Consider the following 16,453-nt stretch of genomic DNA (forward strand, 5'->3'; position numbering starts at 1 on the left):
TCCCCCTAGTCGCCGTTGATGATCTTGGTAAAGCCGCCGCTTAATTGCGTGTTGGCGGTCGTGTGGAAGTACAGCAGATGCTTGGCATTACCTTGGGTCTGCTCGGTAATCAGCACCTGAGGCGTGCCCTTGTGCAACACAAAGAAGTACAAGTGCGGGCCACCAGCGCGATCATCGTCTTCGGCGTCGGAATAAATCGTCAACAACGCGTAATCGGCCTTAGTTTTCCCATCGGTCGACCAGGCGATGTTGATGGCCTTCGTACCGACGGCGGGTTTCATGTCATCCAAGTCGCTAGGCACGTCCACGCCGTTAAAATTGACGTCATCTCCAGGCCCATATTCTTGATACTGCTGATTCATCGTGTCGCCCCAGCTACTCATGAAGTCGCTGAGGGCATCGCTTTTGCTTTGATTCCACACGGCGTTGTCGTCATCAGTCGGCGTGGCGTCGGCGTCTGGGTCGGCGATGTTGGACACGGACTTGGAATCGGCCTGAGCCTTCGCTTTGGCCTTGGCGACGCTGGCACTGGTTGCCTCAGCTTCTGCCTTGGCCTTGATGGCGCGACCAGACTTCGCCTCCGCGGCGGTTAAGGTGGTATTGACGGTTGCTTTTGTCGGCGTGGTGGTGGCATTGGTACAGCCTGCTGCTCCCAAGAGTAACAGCCCCCCTACCGCGACGCCGAGCCACTGTTTGTGCATAATGATCCCCCTAATTCTCATTGTAATTGTCCTGCGACCAGCCGACCCACGGCGTTAAACGCCGGGATCTGCGCCGAAAGCGTACCGCCTTGCGACATCATCACGATGACGCGCTGACGTTGGCCGCGGCGAAAAATCGCCGCATCGTTTTCGACGCCATACTGATCGTACTCACCGGTTTTATTATAAACCGTGATCCCGCTGCCGGCACCGGCGGCAAGCTTGCTACGATTAGTTTGTCCGGCCAGCATGGTCAACATGGCGCTGTCGGCACTGGCGGACACGAGGCGGTGGTTAGCCAGCTTGGTCAAGAGCAACCCGGTGTCGGCCACCGTGGTGCGATTGTCGACGCCCCGCGCCAAGGCGGCGGTGTCGAGCATCTTCCGGGCGAGCACGGTGTGCGTCGCCCCGATGGACCGGGCGAAGGCGTTGACCACGCCGAAGCCGCCGAGTTGCGTGATGATGATATTCGTAGCGGTGTTGTCGCTGACTTGAATCATCTTCGTCAACAGCGCCTGCCGCGTGAGCGTCGTGCCTGCTGGCAACCCTTGAATAGTGCCGGTGCCGCCGACCTTGTCGCTGGCCTGCAAAACATAAGTGGCATTCAAGGCAAAGCGCCCGGCCTTGGCCTGAGCAAACGCGGCGCCAAGCACGAAGAGTTTAATCGTGCTGGCCGAGCGTTGCGGGCCGTTGTGATACGTCCACGTCTGCCCCGTTGCGGGATCGCCGAGGTACAAGCTCGTGGTGCCAGCTAGCCCCGCCACCGCTTGCGTTAGCGGCGTTGTCACCGCGGGCGCAAATGTCGGCGGTGCGGGCTTTGCTTTCGGCTTCGGTGGTGGCGACGAGCGCTGAGCCACCGGCTTGGCGGCCCGGGCGCTGCTGGCGTGGTGACTGGCTGTTGGCGGTGCCGACCGCTTCGACTGGCACCCGGCTAAGGCAACCAGCAGTAGCGCTGCCAGTGCCGCTTTTCCCATGTGCATGCTTGCCACCCCCTAAACGTTGCTAGTATACCGCAGCAACACTGCCTGCGGGTGATGCCTTACTGTTGTGCCGCCTGCACCCGCGCGACGGCTTGGTATTGTTGGAGCATCCAAGACGTGTAGGTGTGCTTGGCCGGCAGCGTCTCGGTGACGCGCACGATTGGAATATCGGCGGCCTCTGCGGCTTTAACCAGGCTAGCGATGATGTTGCTTTGCACCTGCGTGTTCACGACGAAAAACTGTACGCGATGCGCGGTGAAGTCCGCGCGCAGCTGACGAATGTCTTCGGGGCTGGGATCCGTCCCTTCTTCGATGGCCTGGGCGAAGTGCTCGTTACTGATGCGGTACCCCATCGCGGTGAGGGCATTGTTGAACACCGGCTCCGACACCGCGACGCGCGCATTATGACTGCCGTGCCGCAGCTTCATCACCAGGGTGGAAATCGGCTTGAGGCGTTTGTTGTAGGCCGCAGCATTGGCCAGGTATTGGGCCTTGTGCACCGGATCCAGTTTACCGAGCTGTTTAGCTAAGGCGTCGGCCATCGCCGGCACGGCACTTGGCTTGTACCAAATGTGCTCGTTTTCGCCGGGTTTGACGCCGACGACCTTGGCCGCCGACACCACCTTGGCCCGGTTGCCGTTGGCGGCCACTAGCTTAGGCATCCAGCTGTCATACCCGGCACCGTTTTCCACGACGATGTCGGCGGTGGCGACGGCTTTACCCACCGCCGTGGTCGGCTCGTAATCATGCGGGTCGACGGCCGGGTCGGAAATGACGCTAGTGGCGGTGCCGTACCGCCCGACCACCGCCTTGGCCATTTCGCCGTAGAAATCGACGGTGCTGACGACGCTGACGCCAGTTTTTTGCGGGGTAGAACACCCGGCTAGGCTCATGAGTAGGCCGAATAAAGCGGCCAACCAGATTCGCTTTTTCACTGTTTTCTCCTTATTGTGTGGTCTATCTTGTAGCCTACCTGCCAGCCGCGCAGGCGTCAAGGACGGGGCCCAGTCCGGTTGCGGCAAACCCGCGCTATTCTCCACCGTGAAAATGGTGTACGCTTGTCTTGGACCGGATTACGTTAATTTACATTGAAATAACTTTCAGGAGGCATTTTATATGAACGGTGGTATCGCCTACCATTTGAAACAAATCATGACCACGGAGCAGCTCAACTTGACTCAAACCGCCAAGCTAATCGGCATCTCGGTCAGCAGTCTGCGCAAGGTCTTAAAGGATACGCCGCTAAGCCAGCCGATCATGTTCAAGATCAACCGGTTCATCGATGAGCATCGCGCTAGCGCAGCGACGCCGGATATTCACCCGATCAACAAACCGAGCTTCACCATCACCCAAACCAGCGAGCACCAGCCTGGCCAACAGCCGACCGAGGTGATTGAACCTGGTAATGCTGCCGCAAACCGCAACCAGCGCACCAGTCAAACGACTAAGCGCCAAGCGGCCACCGAGCAGTCGACGAGTCGGCAAGCCAATGCCGGCCAGCCGGCGCGCGGGCGGCGCGGCCAAACCAGCAAAGCAAGCGACAACCAGCAACAACCGGCTCGCCGGGGCAAGCAAGCGGCCAATCGCCAGAACCAAACCAGCGAGCAGGCTAAGCCGAATCGCCAAAGCAAAGCCAGTGAGACCAAGCAGGCCACAAGCCAGCAAGGCAAGGCTAAGGCTGATCAGTCCACCAGCCAGCACCAAACTCAGTCGACCAAAACCACCAGCAAGCGCGGCCAAGGTCGCAGCAAACAAGGCAGCCAAAGCCAAGCCGCTAAGGCCGAACCTAAGCGCGGGCGCAATCCCCGCAGCCAAGGGAACCAACGTGGCCGGCGCAACCAGGCGAATAGCGAATCCGCAGCAAACCGCACTACCGGAACGCAGACAACTAGCCAGAGTCAAAGCCAAAGCGTAACCAGCCAGGTGGCTAGCCAAAGCACCGCTAGCCAGACCCCACGCAGTCAAAGCACCCGGACTCGGCGCAACCAGCGCAGCCAAAGCCTTGCCAGTGCCACCGTCGCGGAATCGATGAGCCAAAGCCTGGCCCCACACAGTCAAAGTCAGGCCCGCATCGACGCGCCGGCGACCAGCCAGGCGCCACGCCCTAAGGCAGTGGAAACCACCTTGCAGCTGTTCATCGACGAGTCCTTCGTCCATGGCAACAGCTACAACCGCAACATGTACATCGGCTTAACGGCCTTAGATCCCGATGACGGCCACGCCTTGGATCAGTTCAGCCACACCTTGTACCCGTTTGGCTGGCAGCCAGGCGATGAGGTCAAGGCCCGCGGCAAGGATCAGCAACAAGTCGCCACGTTGCTGCACGACGCCGCCAGCGACACCACCCATAACTTCGTGGTGTACTCACCGGTATCAGACGCCGGCAACTTCTCCATGGGCTTTGGCGTGTTGTACCCTTACCTCGCCGCCGTCTTGCGCGTACTTGATGCGCTGGACACCGTGCCAGACAAGGTGCGCATCGCCATCGACAAGCGCAACGAAATCGAAGGCGAACAACTCGGCATCGCCGCGCGCATTTTGAACAGCTACCTCAAGTCCGCCACGGGCAAAAGCGTCATCTTCATGCTCCGCACCGCGGATTCCAAGGAGGAGCTGGGCTTGCAGTTCAGCGATTTCGTCGCCCACTCCGCCTTGGCCTTCGACCAACCGGCACTCGCCGGTTTCGGCATTCAACGCCTCGCCGACATCGGCAGTGCATTAGGCGATGAGCTCATGATGTATAGCATGATTGGCCTGCAAAAATACTTGCTGGACGACCACGCCGCTGTCACTGACTCGCATCAATACCGCAGTCCACTGCTGGTCGCCGCTGATCGCTTATTCCGCTTGACCAGCAAGGCCGTCAGCCTGCGCGAGATTCCGGCCGAGGCCTTGGCCCAAGCCAAGCTCGTGTTGAACCAGTTGCTGCAGGTGGCGCCAAGCTCCGTGTCTGGCGGCATCAATAACATGCCGTTCCAGAATTGGTACGACATGGTCGCTCGTAGCGCCGCGTTCCTGCACTACACCGACGAGTCGTTGCCAAACGCCGAAATCGATCCAGACGCCATGCAAATTGCCAACGACGCCTTAAACAACATCGCCAATTTATTAGCTTCAGCCAAATAACTCGTTGACAGGCGTGACTGCAGTCGCGCCTGTTTGCGTACGGAGGACCGCATGCCCACAACTTTTACTCAACTACGCGCGACCTTTGCCGCCTACGACACGATCATTATTCACCGCCACATTAACCCCGACCCCGACGCATTCGGCGCGCAAATGGGCTTGGCCGCCTTGTTGCGGGCCGCCTACCCGAACAAGCACGTCTACACGGTAGGGGAGCCGGTAGCGACGTTAAACTGGATTGGCCGCCCGCAAACCATCCCCGACTCGGTATACGCCGGCGCCTTGGTGGTGGTCATCGATACCGCCAATCAGGCCCGCATCGCCGACTCGCGCTACACGCTGGGCGCCAAGCTGATGAAAATCGATCATCACCCGGACCGCGAGCCCTTTGGTGACATCAGCTATGTCGACACCAGTGCCTCGAGTAGCGCCGAAATCGTTGCCTTACTGGCAGCGGCCAGCCCGGACTGGCCGCTGGATCAAACCAGTGCCGCCGCGTTGTACGCCGGCATCATCGGCGATACCGGCCGCTTCTTATACGACCTCGCCACGGCCCGCACTCACCGCGTCGTGGCCGACCTGATGGCCACCGGCATCGACGCGCCTGCAATCGGTCGCCAGGAAGAAGAAATCAGCCTGGCCGAAGCCAGGCTGATCAGTGACGCCTTGCAAACCGTCACCGTGACGGCCGGCGTCGGTGCCCTCACCTTCACCCAGGCGAAGCTCAAGGCCTTGGACCTGGCGCCCGGCGAGGAACAACTCGCGTTAAGTTACATCGGTCAGCTGCGCCCGGTGCGCGTTTGGGCCCTGTTTACGCAACGCCCAGACGGTCGCTACCGCGTCGAGTTGCGCAGCAAAGCCGCCAACATCAACGGCATCGCCGTCGCCCATGGTGGCGGTGGCCACCCGTTAGCCAGCGGGGCCGTCGCCGAGAACGCGCAGGAATGCGCGCAAATTGTTCGTGAGCTAAGCGCCTTAAGTTAAATTTGCCGCGTCACCGTCACTTGCTTGGCGGTGGCGTTTTTTACTGGCGAACCTGCTCCAGCGCCGCGACTTGCGAATGCACATCGATGCCCGGGTCCACCTGCTTGTTGTTCAAAAACGTGTGCGTGTAGGCCAACCGGTACTGGCGCGGACTCAGCGCGACCTTGGCCTTAAACAGCCGCGAGAAATACTTCTCATCGGCAAAATAGGCGCGGTGGGCCACCTCTTGCACCGGCCGGTCGGTGGTCAACAACAGGTACTTGGCGTAATCCAGCCGCACCGCGTTCATGTACCCCTTCACCGTGAGGCCGGTTTGCTGCCGGAACTGGCGCGTCAGGTAGTCGGCGTTGAGGTGAAACGCGGCGGCCACCTGCGGCACCGTCAGCGGCTGCGCCATGTGCACCCGAATCCACTCCTTGACCTGATTGATCGTCGATTGTTGCTGGCCCACTCCCGCCGCCTGGTTGGCCGCGTCGTTGGCAAGCTGCAACACCGCCACCGTGGCCTGATAATCGGCTAACGCCGCCAAGCGGTGCTCACCATGCGCGATATCTAAGAGTTGCTTGGCGGCAATCACCGCCTGCGCCTGATCCGCTAGGTGGAAAAACCGCGGTAGCCGCACCGGCCGCTCCACGCTGGTCGGCACCACATGAAACCAGATGAAGGCGCTGGGCACCAACGTCGGCCGCGTGCCGCGAATCGTTTCGTGGGGAAACACGGTGAGCACGTCACCGGGTTCGACCTGATAGCCTGCCGCGCCTACCGCCAGCGCCACGCTGCCTTGCAGGCCGATGATGAGCTCAAGGTCAGCCCCATGTGTCATCACGTGATGTTGCCAGCCGAGGTCCGCGGTAAACTGGCCGCTGCGTAAATAATGTACCGGCGTCGCGACGCCGAATTGCCAACTCGTCATCAATTGCTCCTTTTACGAAAAAGTCCACTTTATCTATCAGTATAGCAGTTTGTTTCCCTGCGGTCAGCGCTTACAATACAGTAAAGCGAATCTATAGGAGGTCCCAAGATGTCCAAGACTACTGTAACTGACCCATTTTGGCAGGGCTATCGCCAGCTGGTGCGCGAGCGTATGATTCCGTATCAGTGGTCGGTGATCAGCGACGAAGCCGACGTGCACATCGAAACGGAAAACGACAACACGCCGATCGCTGCCATCGAGCACAGCCATGCCATTCAGAACCTGAAGATTGCCGCCGGCCAGGCCACCGGGGATTTTTATGGCTTCTGGTTTCAAGACTCCGACGTCTACAAGTGGCTGGAAGCCGTCGCCTACACGCTGGCCGATGAGCCAGATGCCGCCTTGCAAGCCAAGGCTGATGGCGTTATCGCCTTAATTGCGGCCGCCCAGGAACCTGACGGCTACCTCGACACGTACTTTCAGATTCGCGCCCCACAGCGCAAGTTCCAACACGTGTCCGAAAGTCATGAATTATATTGCATGGGCCACTACATCGAAGCCGGTATTGCTTACCACGCCGCCACCGGCAACGAGCAGGCGCTGACCATTGCCGTGAAAATGGCGGATTGCATCGACGCCCACTTCGGTCCAGAGGCAGGCAAGCTGCATGGCTACCCCGGGCATCCCGAACTCGAGCTGGCCTTGGCCAAGCTCGCCGACGTTACCGGCGCCACGAAGTACAGCCAGCTGGCCAAGTATATGCTCGATCAGCGCGGCACGCAGCCGAACTTCTTCGCCCAACAAGCCAAGGCAGCGACGCACAGCGGCGATAGTTACTGGGCCGGCGGCGAGCCAGCGGCGGCTTATTTGCAAAACCGGGTGCCGGTGCGCGACCTTGACCACGCCGAGGGCCACGCGGTGCGCATGGTGTATTTGTTGGTGGGAATGGTCCACGTGGCGCGGCAAACCGGCGATGCCAGCCTGCTGGATGCGGCCAAGCGGCTGTGGCAAGACATCACCCAAAAGCAGATGTACGTCACTGGCGGCGTCGGGGCAACCAGTGCCGGCGAGGCGTTCACCTTCGATTATGATTTGCCAAACGATACGATGTACTGCGAAACGTGTGCCAGTTGCGCCATGGCGTTTTTAGCCAAGCAGTTGCTGCTCACCGAACCCAAGGGGGAATACGGCGACGTGCTGGAGCGCGAACTGTATAACGGCACGATCAGCGGCATGGCGCTAGACGGCGAGCACTTCTTCTACGTCAACCCACTCGCCGTGAACCCTGAAGCCAGTGCCAAGGACCCAACGAAGTCCCATGTGAAAGTGACGCGGCCGGCTTGGTTTGGGTGTGCCTGCTGCCCACCCAACCTCGCGCGGCTGGTTGCATCGGTAGATCAGTATATTTACACCGAGTCGGCCGACACCATCTATAACCACTTGTTCATCGGCTCGACGCGGCAGTTTGCCAATGGGTTAACGATTACGATTGACGGCAACTACCCGTGGTCCGGCGACTTGACCTACACGTTTGCCGCCGAGCAGCCAGTGGCCACCACGCTGGCGATTCGCATCCCCGCCTGGTCTCAGCACACCACCGCCACCATTAACGGAACGGCCGTGCCGATTCAGACCGAGGACGGCTTCTGGCGCATCACCCGCCAGTTTGACGCGACCACCAAGATTACGCTCCACCTCGACATGGCGCCACGCCGCGTGGTCGCCGATCCGCGGATTACTGCCGACCTCGGTAAGGTCAGCGTGATGCGCGGGCCCGTGGTCTATTGCCTGGAACAAGCCGACAATGGTCCCCACCTGCCATGGCTGAGCCTGCCCACGTCCGCACCGCTGACCACGCAGGTCGACACGACGACGTTTAGCGTACCGGTGACCACCATTACCGCCCCAGGCAACCGGCTGGCCGGCCCGCAAGCCGCACCATACACCGCCACAGCCAGTGCGCCGACTCTGACCTTCATCCCCTACTTCGCCTGGGCTAACCGCACGCCTGGCGAGATGCAGGTGTGGGTCACCGCTAACGCCTGACTCGCCACCAATCAAAAATGGCAACCACCCACTGGTGATTGCCACTTTTTTTATGGATTGATCACGAAGGCAAATTCGCAATCTTGGTCGCTTGGAATCGTGTAGGCAGGCTGCACTGGCGCCCCCCAGCTATCGATACCGCCAACGCCGCGCACGGCGCCGTATACCGTAAACACGGTCCGCCGCACCGGCGGTAGCTCTTCTAGGTGCGTGGCGTTTTCCAACTCGCTGGGCAGATACGGCAGGCAACTGAAGGCGAATGGCCCGTCAGCACCGCGCACGGTGAGCGTGTACGGCGTATCCGCGTGGTCGGCGTTATTCAGCGTCGTCTCACGGGTCAGGCGCACCCAGTCGCAACTCATGTGCATCCCGCATTCCTGTGGCACCAGGTACGGCGTCACTGGCATGCCTTGCACCGTGCAGACTTGCTTGCTGCCGCTGCGGCGATCCGGATAGGTTTCACCGGGCAAGCCGGCGTAGTCGAAGCGCGTCGTCGGCGTCGGCATCACCAGCCGCAACCCGAAGGCCGGCAGCTGGGGTAACCCCGCGGTGCCGAGGTAGCGAACGCGCACGGTCAACGCGCCACCGGCCGCCACCGTGTAGCGGACGATGACCTTGGCCACGGGATTCGTCGGCGTTTCGTAGGTGTAGCTGACGCCCACCGTGTCGGCGGTCGCACCGGGGCCAAAATCGTTATTGGCCGGTGCCAGCGGCTGTGGCACGGTTTGACCATCAGCAGTGATGCTCATGGCCACCACGTGACTGAACAGGTCTGCGCCTAGCCACTGCGCTGCCGAACGCGAGAAGCCATTGCCGCGGTCGTTATCCGTGGTCGCCCGCCAAAATGCAGGTTGCGGCGCACGATACAGCCACTCCTTGCCGTTAATCACCAAGGAAACTGGTCCCTGACCGTAATCAAACAAGTAGTCAAAGCCAGCACCGTGCAGCCCCAGCTGCTCTTCGCCATAAACGACGCGTAATTTAGTCATCGTATCGGGCATAGTCTTCACTCACCTCCTGCAGTGCCGGTTTCGGCGTACCATCTGCAAACACAAGACCATCGCCGGAGAATTCATAGGCGGATGGCCGATCATCGAAATCGCCGCCATAGCGAACTACCGGTTGGCCGGTAATCGGATCCGTCACCGTCAGTGCCTGGTCCTTGAAGTCCCAGATGAAGCCGCCAACATAATCATCGAAGCGGTCGATGAGATCCAGGTACTCATTCAAGCCCCCGACGGAATTGCCCATGCTGTGCATATACTCACACAGCAGAAACGGCTTCTTCGCCTCGCCACTGAGGTACTCGGCCACCTCTGCCGGCGGCGTGTACATGCGACTTTCCAAGTCGGAAATCTGGTCTTCATACTGGCGGTTATGCACGACGCCTTCGTAGTGCACCAAGCGCGTCGGGTCGACGCGCTTATAATACGCGTTCATCGCCGCGATGTCGTCACCAGCATAAGACTCATTACCCAGCGACCAGAACAGAATCGACGGATGGTTTTTCAGCGTCTCGTATTGCGTCTTCGCGCGATCGAGCACCGCCGCTTCCCACTGCTTCACCGAACCTGGCACATTGTAAGTCGGCTCGATGCCGGCCGGTGTTTGCCAGGTGCCGTGAGTCTCTAAGTTGGTCTCTGCCATGACGTAGATGCCATTCGTGTCGCACAGGCGGTACCACTCCAGCTGGTCGGGATAGTGACACGTGCGCACCGCGTTAATGTGATGCGTGCGAATCGTGGCCATGTCCGCAGCCATGTCAGCCTCAGTGATCGCACGGCCGCGCAGATTGCTCCACTCGTGGCGGTTGACGCCATTAATGATCAGCCGCTTGCCGTTGAGTAACACCATGTGGTCCGGCGTCACCTCGATGCGGCGAAAACCAGTGGCCGCCGTTGCGACTTCGCACACCGCGCCGGTGTCGTCGGTTACGGTCACCTGCACCTGGTACAAATACGGGTTGTGGTGGGACCACAGATGCGGCTGCGGCACCGTTAGCGTTGGCCAAGTCGTCGTGGCCTGCGCCGCGGTGACCTGGGTGGCTAAGACTTGGCCGCTAGCATCGGCCAACGTGACCGTCGCCTTGGCGTGGTTGGCCACCGGCGACAACTTCGCCGTCACTGCCAGCGTGCCGGCGGTAAAGTCAGCATTCGGCCGTGCGTCTAGCGCCAGGTCCACCACATGCGTGGCCGGCAACGACTGCAAGGTCACGCTGCGAAAAATACCGGTAAAGCGAAAGAAGTCTTGATCCTCTAACCAACTTGCCGTGCTGTGGCGAAATACTGCCACAGCAATGAGGTTTTTCCCGCGGTGGACGTATGGGGTTAAATCAAAGGCACTAGGGGTGAACGAATCCTCCGCGTAACCGACGAACTCGCCGTTACACCACAGATACATCGCCCGCTCGACACCGGCGAATTGAATCGTCAGTGGACGGTCGGCCCAGTCGTCGGTCAACGTGAAGGTCTTGCGATACAGTCCCACATAGTTGTCACTTGCCCGAGAAAACTGGCCCACCTGCGGGTTCGTTGCCGGCGTGGTGTACGCCGGCCGCCGGAACTCATGCCCGTCCCAGGGGTAAGACGTGTTGGTGTATTGAATCTTGGCGTAACCCGCCAATTCGATATGCCCCGGTACGGCTATCGGCGCAAATCCTGCCTCATCAAACGCCGGCGCGTAAAACCCAGCGGGAATCAGCTCCGGGTCGGCGGCAAAGGCAAACTGCCACTGACCATCCAGCGACCGGGTCAAACTAGACGACCCGGCCGCCGCCTCTTCGGGAGAGGCAAAAAACTGATGATCAGAATGCGCAGGCAATTCATTCACCCGAAACGTCTCGGGCTGATCCAACCAAGCTAAAGAAGCTTCCATGGAATTCCTCCTGTTCAAGTTGTGAGCCGGGGCGGGTAGAAGACGGAGCACAAGCGCCGCCTGAGTGCTTGAAAGGCGCTCTTGGCCTTTCGAGTGCTCAGGTGGACTTGTGCGGAGTCTTTTGCCCCGGCGAACACGATTAAGTTGTGAGCGAAGGCGCTTAGCGGACGGAGCGTAGGCGCCGCCTGAGTGCTGAAGCACGGGCTTTGTGCTTCGGTGCTCAGGTGGTCCTACGTGTAGTCCGCTGCCTTCGCGAACACGATTAAGTTGTGAGCCGGGGCGGGTAAGGGGCGGAGCGTAGGCGCCGCCTGAGGGGTGACTTGCGCACTTTGCAAGTCGGCCATCAGGTGGTCATCTGTGTAGTCTCATGGGCTCGCGAACACGATTAAGTTGTGAGCCGCGGAGTCTTTTGCCCCGGCGAACCCGATTACTTCACGTCCCGCACCATCAGCACCGGCTCGCCTTGCGCATCCGTACCGGTGAAGCCCATCGTCTGGGCCTTTTGGTTCGGGTCCCACTGCGAGATAAAGAAGCCGTGATACAGCTTGTCGCCAAGTTTCAGCTCGCTTTCCTTGCCGCTGGCGTTGAGCTTCAGGCTCGCCTTTTGCCCGGCCATCTTCACATTACCGTTGCCGCTGATGGTCAGTGACTTCGGCGTGGTGATCTTGTCGGTGATGGTCTTGTTCATTTGAATCACCTTGTACTTGCCCAGCACCTGCTTTTGGCTGTACTTGGCGATCGTTTCGCCGCCATAGCGCAACGGCGTGGCAACCGGCCAGCCCGCCTTGGTCCAAAACAGCTGGTGGACGCGGTCTTCATACGCTTCGCCAGTTCCAGGGAAGCGAGAATGGAAGACCATGAAGGTTTTGCCCGTCTTGGCATCCATGATGGCCGAGTTGTGGCCTGGGGAAACATAGCCGCTCTTGTACGGCTTCTTCGTGTCCCAGGTGTGGTTGCCCATCATCTTGACGCCGTACTTTTGAATCGCCTTGTCGTCAAAGGTCGACCCAACTGGCCCTTGAATCTTGGTAAACTTCTGGCCTTGCGCATCGACGAATGGGCCTTCCGGGTTCTTGCTGCGGCCGACGCGGATGTTGTAGCCGCCATTTGCGTCCAGGCCCCCGAAGGACAAGAACAGGTAGTAGTAATCCGTTTGCTTGTTGTACAGCATGTACGAGCCTTCGATGCGCACGTGATTGCCGCCTAGCAGCCGCTTACCATAACCTTGGCCAGGTAACGGCTTACCGGTTGCCTTGTCGAGCTTCAACGTGAAAATCCCACCGGAATAAGAGCCATAGACCATGCGCAGCTGACCGGTTTTGTCGAAATACACCTGCGGATCGATGGCGTTTGGCATGATGGTGGCGTCGTACGCCACGTTCGGGTCGGTTTGCGCCTCGCCGGACTTCAATAAGACGCCTTGGTCGGTGTACGGGCCGGTGATTTTGTCGGCCGTAGCCAGCCCCAACACCGCCGTTGGGTTAGAGCCTTGGCAGGCGCAATAGTACATGTAATACTTGCCGCCCCAATGCTCGATGTCCCCCGCCCAAAACGTGTCACTTTGCGCGGCGGTGAAAACGTCGGCGAGTTCGGTATGAATATCCTTGAATAATTTCTGATCGTCGACGTTGTTGGACACCTGCGTCCATTTGATCAAATCCGTCGACTTGGCCATTTGCATATGCGACCCAAAGGTATAAAAGGTGTTGCCGTCCTTGACGATGGACGGATCATGCACAGACACCTCGGTGAATCCCGGATCCTTGAGCTTTTGTTTGACCGCCGCCGGTTTCTGTTGGCAAGCCGCCAACGCCACTAGCATCGTCGTTCCCGCCACCACTGTCAAGCAGCGTAATAGCCACCGTTTCACTAATCTTCTCCTCCTTCTTCACTGTGACAACGAATTAAGGCCACCCCGTGCGCCGGCACCACCAACTGACTCGCCACCGGAGCCTGCCCCCAAATGGACCAGCCGCCGCCGCTGCCAATATCCGCTGCGGTCAGCGCAACCGCAGCATCGGTGAGATTAAACCGCGCCACATAGCGCCGATTGGCACTGGTGGCCTGCCAAGTAATCGCCGTTGGCGTCGCCTGAGTTTGCCGCGCCCACGTGATGGTCCGCCGCATCGCCAGCCAGTCGCGGTTGGTTACCAGCGGCACCACCGCCTCACTGGCCGGCAGGTGCCCGCCGAGCATCAACGGCGCGCGCATCAGGCCCCACAACGTCAACATCGTTTGTTGCTCCGCCACCGTGAAGCGGCTGTATGGCTGCGCCGTCGCGGCATCAACGGCGCGCTGGCGAATCGCCCCCAGCGGCAACATGTCGAGATCCGGCCAGGTGCCGGGCTGGACCAGTGGCGCCCACTTGGCCGCCACCGGAAACATCCCCGCCAGCTGTGGCCAGGCATCCCAAAAGTCATCGGTCAGGCGCCACATGTTGGCGTGCGCCTGCAAAAACGCCCCGTGTTCCAGACTCGCCGGGCCTGGCGACAAGCTCAGCACAATCGGCCGGCCGCAGACATCGATGGCCCGGCGCAGCGCCGCGATCTCCGCGGCATGGATGCCGTACAACGTCGAGTGGCAAATGTCGTCGACCTTTAAGAAGTCGACTCCCCACTCAGCATACTGACGCACCAGCGAGTCGTAATACGCCTGGCCTCCTGGCGTGTCGGCCACGCCGTACATGTCGGCGTTCCAAGGGCAGATGTTGTTCACCGCCACGTCGCGTGCGTGCAGCTTCGTCCCCAAGATTGGGACGTTAGCGGCGACGGCTTGGCGCGGAATGCCGCGCATGATGTGCAGGCCAAACCGCAACCCTAACGCGTGAAGCTCACGCGCTAACGGGCCAAATCCAGCCCCGTTGGCCGCCGACGGGAAGCGATTAACGGCCGGCTGCAGCCGGCCGTAATCGTCCATCGTTAATGGCGCAAACGGGTGGTACTGCGTGGAATCGGCGGTGGGTTCGCTCCATTGAATGTCGACGACGACGTATTCGTACCCGGCCGCCTTCAGGTGCGCGGCCATGTACCGGGCGTTGGCCAACACTTCCGCTTCGGTCACCGAGGCGCCGAAGCAGTCCCAGCTGTTCCACCCCATTGGCGCAACCGGTGCCCAAGTGGCAAACGCCGGCGCGGTCATGCCTGGTAGTCGGCGATGGCGCTGCCGGCCGCCTGTTCAGCCGCCAAGCCGTTTTGATACTGGGCGATGTAGCGATCAAACCCGGCCACACCAGCCGCAGCTGGGGCCAGCGTCGTGCTTTCAGCCGTCTTGAAGACCTGCGCGTCGAGGTAGTCGGCGAGGTTGGCGGCACCGGCGCGATCACGCGTGTAAGCCGCCAGCACGGCCATCCCCCAAGGACCGCCTTCGCCAGCCGTGGCCATCACGGTGATCGGTGTGTTCAGCGCGTCGGCGAGCACCTGTTGGGCAATCTTTGGCGTGCGGAAAATGCCGCCTTGGGCAATCATGGAATCGGCTTGAATGCCTTCTTCTTTGACCAGGATGTCGTTCCCGATTTTCAGCGGGGCAAAGCTGGAGTACAGCTGCGACTTGATGAAGTTGGCCAAGGTGAAGTGGGAATTCGGCGTGCGCACGACCATTGGCCGCCCGGCTTCCACGTCGGTGATGTTTTCCCCGGACAGGTAAGCGTAGTTGTAGATGCCGCCACAGTCGGCGTCGCCGTTTTGCGACTCGTCAAACAGCTTGGCGTACAGCGCGTCGGTGGACAGGTCGGCGCCTAAGGTCGTGGCAACCTGTTTGAACAGGCCGACCCAAGCGTTGATGTCGCTGGTGCAGTTGTTGGTGTGCACCATCGCCACCGGGGCCCCTTCAGGCGTGGTGACGACATCGATGTCGCGGTGCACCGCCTTCAGCGGCCGATCGAGCACGATCATGGAAAACGCGGACGTGCCGGCGGAGATATTCCCCGTGCGTTCGCGCACGGCGTTGGTGCCGGTCATGCCGGTACCAGCATCGCCTTCAGGTGGGGCCATTACCGCGCCGGCCTGCAATGCCCCGGTGGGATCCAGTAACTTGGCCCCAGCTGCCGTCAGCGTCCCGGCTGGCGTGCCGGCCACTAGAGGCTGCGGCAGCAAGTCCAGCAGGTGCTGACTCAGGCCCTTTTGCTTCAACTTGGCGTCGAATTGTGCCACCATGTCCGTGTCGTAGGTCTTGGTTTGCGCATCGATGGGGAACATCCCCGAGGCGTCCCCGACGCCGATGACCTTTTTCCCGGTGAGCTGCCAGTGCACGTACCCGGCTAGCGTCGTGAAGAAAGCCACGTCGCCGACATGCGCTTCGTTATTCAAGATCGCCTGATAAAAATGGGCAATGCTCCAGCGCTGCGGTATGTTGAAGTCAAACAGCGTGGTGAGCTCCGCGGCGGCGGCAGCCGTCGTGTTGTTCCGCCACGTGCGGAACGGCACCAGCTGCTTGCCGGCGGCGTCAAAGGCGAGGTAGCCGTGCATCATCGCGCTGACGCCAATCGCGCCGAGCTTGGTCAAGGCCACGCCGTACTGGCTTTGAACGTTGGCCGCCAGCTGTTGGTAGCTAGCGGCAATGCCAGTCCATACCTGCGTCAGCGGATAAGTCCAGTTGCCGTTTTCAAATTGGTTCTCCCAGCCGTAGCTGCCACTAGCCAAGGTGGTAAAGTCGCTGCCAATCAGCACGGCCTTAATGTTCGTCGACCCCAGTTCGATGCCTAACGACGCGGTGCCGGCGGTAATCTCTTGTTTCGCATCAATTGCCATCACGTTCACTCCTTTATTCAAAAAGCGACCCGATTCGACCCTTACGAGCCGAACCAGGTCGCCAGAAAGTTCAATTATTCAACC

General features: G+C 60.3%; 12 protein-coding genes. 3 read left to right on the forward strand and 9 right to left on the reverse strand.

The window, feature by feature from the left end:
- Window positions 1-5 precede the first annotated feature (5 nt).
- Genes FD02_RS10170 through FD02_RS10180 form a run of 3 tightly spaced genes read right to left on the reverse strand, consistent with a single transcriptional unit; the run spans window position 6 to window position 2,616 of the window.
- The gene (locus FD02_RS10170; protein WP_056952109.1) at window positions 6-701 is read right to left on the reverse strand and encodes a DUF4767 domain-containing protein; all 696 of its coding nucleotides are present in this window, start codon (window positions 699-701) and stop codon (window positions 6-8) included.
- Between the two features lie 17 nt (window positions 702-718).
- Window positions 719-1,681 carry a serine hydrolase gene (locus tag FD02_RS10175; protein ID WP_056952111.1) on the reverse strand — a complete coding sequence of 321 codons (963 nt, stop codon included), beginning with the start codon at window positions 1,679-1,681 and terminating at the stop codon, window positions 719-721.
- A 59-nt stretch (window positions 1,682-1,740) separates the two neighbouring features.
- Complete coding sequence (locus FD02_RS10180) at window positions 1,741-2,616, reverse strand: metal ABC transporter solute-binding protein, Zn/Mn family (RefSeq protein WP_056952113.1); 876 nt, start codon at window positions 2,614-2,616, stop codon at window positions 1,741-1,743.
- 181 nt (window positions 2,617-2,797) lie between these two features.
- Here FD02_RS10180 and FD02_RS10185 point away from each other — a divergent pair, with 181 nt between their 5' ends.
- Entirely contained in the window at window positions 2,798-4,807 is a 2,010-nt protein-coding gene (locus FD02_RS10185) for a hypothetical protein (protein ID WP_056952115.1), read from the forward strand.
- A 51-nt stretch (window positions 4,808-4,858) separates the two neighbouring features.
- A complete protein-coding gene (locus tag FD02_RS10190; protein WP_056952117.1) occupies window positions 4,859-5,791 on the forward strand; it encodes a DHH family phosphoesterase in 933 nt (310 codons plus the stop codon).
- 40 nt (window positions 5,792-5,831) lie between these two features.
- Here the strand turns inward: FD02_RS10190 and FD02_RS10195 are convergent, their stop codons facing one another.
- Complete coding sequence (locus FD02_RS10195) at window positions 5,832-6,704, reverse strand: helix-turn-helix transcriptional regulator (RefSeq protein ID WP_056952119.1); 873 nt, start codon at window positions 6,702-6,704, stop codon at window positions 5,832-5,834.
- A gap of 108 nt (window positions 6,705-6,812) precedes the next feature.
- Here FD02_RS10195 and FD02_RS10200 point away from each other — a divergent pair, with 108 nt between their 5' ends.
- A complete protein-coding gene (locus tag FD02_RS10200; RefSeq protein WP_056952120.1) occupies window positions 6,813-8,750 on the forward strand; it encodes a glycoside hydrolase family 127 protein in 1,938 nt (645 codons plus the stop codon).
- Window positions 8,751-8,800: 50 nt separating this feature from the next.
- Here FD02_RS10200 and FD02_RS10205 read toward each other — a convergent pair whose 3' ends face one another.
- From FD02_RS10205 to FD02_RS10225, 5 genes are all read right to left on the reverse strand, one after another.
- The gene (locus FD02_RS10205; protein ID WP_054722097.1) at window positions 8,801-9,751 is read right to left on the reverse strand and encodes a beta-galactosidase small subunit; all 951 of its coding nucleotides are present in this window, start codon (window positions 9,749-9,751) and stop codon (window positions 8,801-8,803) included.
- Window positions 9,732-11,624, reverse strand: coding sequence for a glycoside hydrolase family 2 TIM barrel-domain containing protein (locus FD02_RS10210; RefSeq protein ID WP_056952122.1), 1,893 nt, complete (start codon window positions 11,622-11,624; stop codon window positions 9,732-9,734). Before FD02_RS10210 ends, FD02_RS10205 begins: the two co-directional genes overlap by 20 nt.
- Window positions 11,625-12,051: 427 nt before the next feature.
- Window positions 12,052-13,494 (reverse strand): glycoside hydrolase family 43 protein, encoded by a 1,443-nt coding sequence (locus FD02_RS10215; RefSeq protein ID WP_225352416.1) that lies wholly within the window; start codon window positions 13,492-13,494, stop codon window positions 12,052-12,054.
- The gene (locus FD02_RS10220) at window positions 13,494-14,762 is read right to left on the reverse strand and encodes a glycoside hydrolase family 27 protein (protein ID WP_056952124.1); all 1,269 of its coding nucleotides are present in this window, start codon (window positions 14,760-14,762) and stop codon (window positions 13,494-13,496) included. The genes FD02_RS10215 and FD02_RS10220 overlap by 1 nt, the downstream gene beginning before the upstream one ends.
- Window positions 14,759-16,369 carry a xylulokinase gene (locus FD02_RS10225; RefSeq protein ID WP_054722095.1) on the reverse strand — a complete coding sequence of 537 codons (1,611 nt, stop codon included), beginning with the start codon at window positions 16,367-16,369 and terminating at the stop codon, window positions 14,759-14,761. The genes FD02_RS10220 and FD02_RS10225 overlap by 4 nt, the downstream gene beginning before the upstream one ends.
- Between the last annotated feature and the right edge of the window lie 84 nt (window positions 16,370-16,453).

The organism is Lacticaseibacillus nasuensis JCM 17158 (assembly GCF_001434705.1).
Lineage (GTDB): Bacteria > Bacillota > Bacilli > Lactobacillales > Lactobacillaceae > Lacticaseibacillus > Lacticaseibacillus nasuensis.

Coding starts and splice junctions, on each gene's coding strand:
- FD02_RS10170 (WP_056952109.1), bottom strand. CDS start 701: ATGCACAAACAGTGGCTCGGCGTCGCGGTAGGGGGGCTGTTACTCTTG.
- FD02_RS10175 (WP_056952111.1), bottom strand. CDS start 1,681: ATGCACATGGGAAAAGCGGCACTGGCAGCGCTACTGCTGGTTGCCTTA.
- FD02_RS10185 (WP_056952115.1), top strand. CDS start 2,798: ATGAACGGTGGTATCGCCTACCATTTGAAACAAATCATGACCACGGAG.
- FD02_RS10190 (WP_056952117.1), top strand. CDS start 4,859: ATGCCCACAACTTTTACTCAACTACGCGCGACCTTTGCCGCCTACGAC.
- FD02_RS10195 (WP_056952119.1), bottom strand. CDS start 6,704: ATGACGAGTTGGCAATTCGGCGTCGCGACGCCGGTACATTATTTACGC.
- FD02_RS10200 (WP_056952120.1), top strand. CDS start 6,813: ATGTCCAAGACTACTGTAACTGACCCATTTTGGCAGGGCTATCGCCAG.
- FD02_RS10205 (WP_054722097.1), bottom strand. CDS start 9,751: ATGCCCGATACGATGACTAAATTACGCGTCGTTTATGGCGAAGAGCAG.
- FD02_RS10210 (WP_056952122.1), bottom strand. CDS start 11,624: ATGGAAGCTTCTTTAGCTTGGTTGGATCAGCCCGAGACGTTTCGGGTG.
- FD02_RS10220 (WP_056952124.1), bottom strand. CDS start 14,762: ATGACCGCGCCGGCGTTTGCCACTTGGGCACCGGTTGCGCCAATGGGG.
- FD02_RS10225 (WP_054722095.1), bottom strand. CDS start 16,369: ATGGCAATTGATGCGAAACAAGAGATTACCGCCGGCACCGCGTCGTTA.